Origin of the sequence: uncultured Marinobacter sp. (genome assembly GCF_963974375.1) — a bacterium.
Taxonomy (GTDB): Bacteria; Pseudomonadota; Gammaproteobacteria; order Pseudomonadales; family Oleiphilaceae; genus Marinobacter.
In genome coordinates this window covers 1-4340 of record NZ_CAXBDN010000319.1, presented here as the reverse complement: position 1 = coordinate 4340, position 4340 = coordinate 1, and the positions used below count along the sequence as shown (strand labels likewise).

At 60.7% G+C, this 4340-nt stretch carries 4 protein-coding genes; 3 read left to right on the top strand and 1 reads right to left on the bottom strand.

The annotated features are described in order from the left end of the window. From AAC035_RS19135 to cysB, 3 genes are all read left to right on the top strand, one after another. Nucleotides 1-319 (top strand): general secretion pathway protein GspB (locus AAC035_RS19135; RefSeq protein ID WP_339806706.1); only part of this gene is annotated, 319 nt, incomplete at its 5' end. Beyond that, the gene (gene dinG / locus AAC035_RS19130) at nucleotides 319-2526 is read left to right on the top strand and encodes an ATP-dependent DNA helicase DinG (RefSeq protein ID WP_339806705.1); all 2208 of its coding nucleotides are present in this window, start codon (nucleotides 319-321) and stop codon (nucleotides 2524-2526) included. The genes AAC035_RS19135 and dinG, both read left to right, overlap by 1 nt. 195 nt (nucleotides 2527-2721) lie before the next feature. After that, nucleotides 2722-3699 carry an HTH-type transcriptional regulator CysB gene (gene cysB, locus AAC035_RS19125; RefSeq protein WP_339806704.1) on the top strand — a complete coding sequence of 326 codons (978 nt, stop codon included), beginning with the start codon at nucleotides 2722-2724 and terminating at the stop codon, nucleotides 3697-3699. A gap of 20 nt (nucleotides 3700-3719) precedes the next feature. Here the strand turns inward: cysB and AAC035_RS19120 are convergent. Further along, nucleotides 3720-4340 (bottom strand): phosphoadenylyl-sulfate reductase (locus AAC035_RS19120; RefSeq protein ID WP_339806703.1); only part of this gene is annotated, 621 nt, incomplete at its 5' end.

Below are 4340 nucleotides of genomic sequence, written 5' to 3'. Positions count from 1 at the left end.
CGTTATTACTCCAACCATCAGACCGACGATACTACCCGGTGTGGCAATGACCGATGAGCCCTATCCGGGACGAGTGCCCCACCTGGTTGAGATGCCCATGGCATTCCAGCGCCAGGTGCCGGACCTGGTGTTTAACAGCCACGTCTACTCCAGCGATGTGGCCAACCGTCGGGTGATGATCAACAACCGGGTACTGCGCACCGGGGAAACCTTCGGCAGTCTCCGGGTGGAGCGAATTACCGAGGACGGTGTCGAGCTGAGCATGGATGGCGAACGGTTCCGGGTCGGTGTGGTCCGGGACTGGAGTGCCCCCCGCTGATGCCGTTGTCGGAAGCTGTCAAACAGGAAATTCAACAGGCGTATCGGGATGTACTGGCCGGTAAGGGCATCAAGGCCCGCTATGGTCAGCGCCTGATGATTGCCGAAATTGCCCGCTATCTGGGAGACATTACCGCGGACGATGGTCAGCGCACCTCCGCCGCCGCCAGCTGCGTTGTCGAGGCGGGCACCGGTACCGGTAAAACCCTGGGCTATCTGATCTCGGCCATCCCCATTGCACGGGAACTGGGGAAGACCCTGGTGATCTCCACGGCGACCGTGGCCCTGCAGGATCAGATCATCAGCAAGGACCTGCCGGACCTCAAAAAGCACAGCAACCTGAACTTCACCTGGACCCTCGCCAAAGGCCGTGGCCGCTATCTGTGCATGTCGCGGCTGGAGGCCAGGTTGCATGATGGCGGCAGCGGTGACAGCGACTCCATGCCGCTGTTCCTGCTGGATGAGACCGCCCAGGAGCCGGGCACCCACGCCTTTTTCGAGGAGATGCTGGGCACCTATGGCTCCCGCAAGTGGGACGGAGACCGTGACCACTGGCCCAGCGTCATTCCGGACGAGGTCTGGCGCCAGGTCACCACCGACCACCGCCAATGCACCAATCGCCATTGCAGCTATTTTGACAGCTGCGCCTTTTTCAATGCCCGTAAGGGCCTTGAGACCGCAGACGTTGTAGTGGCCAACCATGACCTGGTACTGGCGGACCTGGCGCTGGGGGGCGGTGCCATACTGCCCGAGCCTGAAAACGCGCTGTTCATCTTTGACGAGGCCCACCACCTGCCCGCCAAGGCTCTCAACCATTTTGCCGCCTCGGTACCCCTGAACGGGGCTCGCCAATGGCTCAAGCAACTTTCCCAGGCCCTGACCAAGGCCCAGCCCTGGCTGCCTCCCACCACGGTGGCCGGCAAGTCCATTGATCGCATCAGTGAAGCCTCACGGATGCTGGACGACGTATTGGGCCGGGTTTTTGAAGATAGCCTGAGCGGCACTGACTGGGCCTTCAGCGACGAGCGGCGCAATGCCCAGTGGCGCTATCCGGAAGGCCAGTTGCCGGAGTCACTGGCGGAGCTGGCGGCGGAAGCCCGCATCGCCACCGCCAATCTCGCCCGTCATCTGGGCGTGCTTTCTGACGAATTGCAGAAGGCCTTCGATGACAAGAAGGAACACGACCTGGACCGGGAAACCGCAGATGCCTGGTACCCGGTCATCGGCACCTTCCACGCCCGGGCTGAAGACCAGTTGCGGCTCTGGACCGCCTGGTGTGAAGAGCCTGGCAAGGCCGGAACCGCAGATACCAACGCCGGTGCCAGCGATGACGGCAGTGACGGCCCGGCCCAGAAAGGCCGCTACCGGATTCCACCACCAGCCCGCTGGTCGGTCCGGCAGCGCTGGGACAGCGGCGAAGAGATCACCCTGTATTCGAGCCCGGTGCTGGCGGACAACCTGCTCTACTCACGGCTCTGGTCACGGGTGTACGGCGCCATACTGACCAGCGCCACCCTGACTGCACTGGGACGATTTGACCGGCTTCGCTCCAGGGCCGGCCTGCCGGAGGCAACCCGATATCTGGTGGTGCCCAGCTCGTTCAGGTATGGCGAAATGGCGACGGTGGAGGTACCGGCCATGAAGACCCTGCCAACGGATCCGGAAGGCTATACCAAAGAGTTGGTCAGTCGTTTGCCGCAGCTGTGGCAGGGCGAAAAGGCAACCCTGGTGCTGTTTACCTCCCGCCGGCAAATGACCGAAGTCAGAGACCAGCTGGCACCGGAGCACCCGGATCTGATTCTGACCCAGGATGACATGGCCAAGGGTGAAGTGCTGCGGCTGCATTGTGAACGGGTGGATGCCGGCCTGGCGTCGGTGCTGTTCGGGGTGGCCAGTTTCGCCGAGGGCATTGATTTGCCCGGCCGTTATCTGGATCACGTGGTGATCACCCGGTTGCCGTTCTCGGTACCGGATGATCCCATCGAGGCCAGCCTGGCAGAGTGGGTCACCCAGCGGGGGGGCAACCCGTTCATGGAGATCACCGTGCCCGATGCCAGCATTAAACTGGTGCAGGCAGTGGGCAGACTGCTGCGCACCGAGCAGGACACCGGCCGGGTTACCATTCTTGACCGCAGAATTGTCTCACGCCGCTACGGCCAGCTGTTGCTGGATGCCTTGCCGCCTTTTCGCCGCCTGATCGAACGCTGATTCCGACCCGTGGATTGGCCGGCCGGCGTGGATTACTTGCATAACCCGGGGATGAGCTACACTGAACTACTGAACACTCTCTATTCTTTAAAAGAATGAAAATAACAATTTTTATGCGTATTCTGTCGGCAGATATGCATGAACGGCCACAAAGTCAGGAATAACTGGCGGCCAGCATGGGGAGCGAAGGGATCAATGAAATTACAGCAATTACGGTATATCTGGGAAGTGGCGCACCACGACCTCAACGTTTCAGCCACCGCACAAAGCCTGTTTACCTCACAGCCTGGTATCTCAAAGCAGATCCGCTTGCTGGAGGATGAACTCGGTCTGGAGATCTTTGCCCGCAGCGGCAAGCACCTGACCCGGATTACGCCGGGTGGCGAAACCATTATCCGCGAGGCGGGTGAAATACTCCGGCGGGTTGAAGGCATCAAGAAGATCGCCCAGGAGTTCAGCAATCAGCGCAAGGGTGATCTGAGCATTGCCACTACCCATACCCAGGCCAGATATGCCTTGCCGCCGGTTATCCGGGGCTTTATTGAGGCCTATCCTGATGTTTCCCTGCATATGCATCAGGGTACGCCGATGCAGATCTCTGAAATGGCCGCCAACGGCGCAGTGGATTTCGCCATCGCCACCGAGGCCATGGAGTTGTTCAACGACCTGATCATGATGCCCTGTTACCGCTGGAACCGCTGCGTGATCGTGCCGAAGAATCACCCGCTGACCCAGTTTTCAGAGCTGTCACTGGCCGAGCTGGCGAAACATCCGCTGGTTACCTATGTGTTCGGCTTTACCGGTCGGTCGAAGCTGGATGAGGCCTTTCAGTCAGAGGGTCTGACTCCCAAGGTGGTGTTTACCGCCGCCGACGCCGACGTCATCAAGACCTACGTCCGGCTGGGGCTGGGGGTGGGGATCATCGCCAGCATGGCCTACGACCAGGAGATGGACAGTGATCTGGTGGCACTGGATGCCAGCAAACTGTTCCGGCCCAGCGTAACCCGCATCGGCTTCCGCAAGGGCACCTTCCTGCGGGGCTATATGTACGATTTCATGGAAAGGTTTGCTCCGCATCTGAGCAAGGACAAGGTCAACGAGGCGGTGTCCCACCAGGGCAGCCGCCACGAGATCGAGGAGCTGTTCCGGAATGTGGAACTGCCGGTCTACTGAGACCGGCCGGATGCTGGCTGTCAGTCGCTGCGGGCAATCAGGTTGCCCGCGTGCAGACCGCATTCCTTCTGGGTGGCTTCTTCCCACCACCAGCGCCCCTCACGTTCGTGCTGTCCCGGCAGTACGGGGCGGGTGCAGGGCTCGCAGCCAATGCTGACAAAGCCTTTTTCATGGAGCGCGTTGTAAGGCGCTTCAGCCATCCGGATATAGTCCCAGACCTCTTTTGAACTCCAGCCGGCCAGCGGATTGAACTTGATCAGATCGCCGTGCTTGCCCTTGAACGCCTCGTCCAGCTGCACCAGCGGTACATCGTTGCGGGTGCCCGGGCTCTGATCCCGGCGTTGTCCGGTAATCCAGGCGTCCACTGTGGCCAGCTTGCGGCGCAGCGGTGCGACCTTGCGGATGCCGCAGCATTCACCATGGCCATCCTCATAAAAACTGAACATGCCTTTCTTGCTGACCAGGGCTTCCACCTCGGTGGCGTCCGGGAACATCACCTCAATGTCGATGCCGTAGTGACGGCGAACTTCCTCAAAGAAACGGTAGGTTTCGGCGTGCAGGCGGCCGGTGTCGAGACTGAACACCTGTAGCCGGTCGGTCAGCTTGTGGGCCATTTCGATCAGCGCCACGTCTTCAGCGCC

What these genes read in the sequence shown, in the direction of transcription:
- dinG (WP_339806705.1), top strand. Translation starts at nt 319, where the DNA reads ATGCCGTTGTCGGAAGCTGTCAAACAGGAAATTCAACAGGCGTATCGG.
- cysB (WP_339806704.1), top strand. Translation starts at nt 2,722, where the DNA reads ATGAAATTACAGCAATTACGGTATATCTGGGAAGTGGCGCACCACGAC.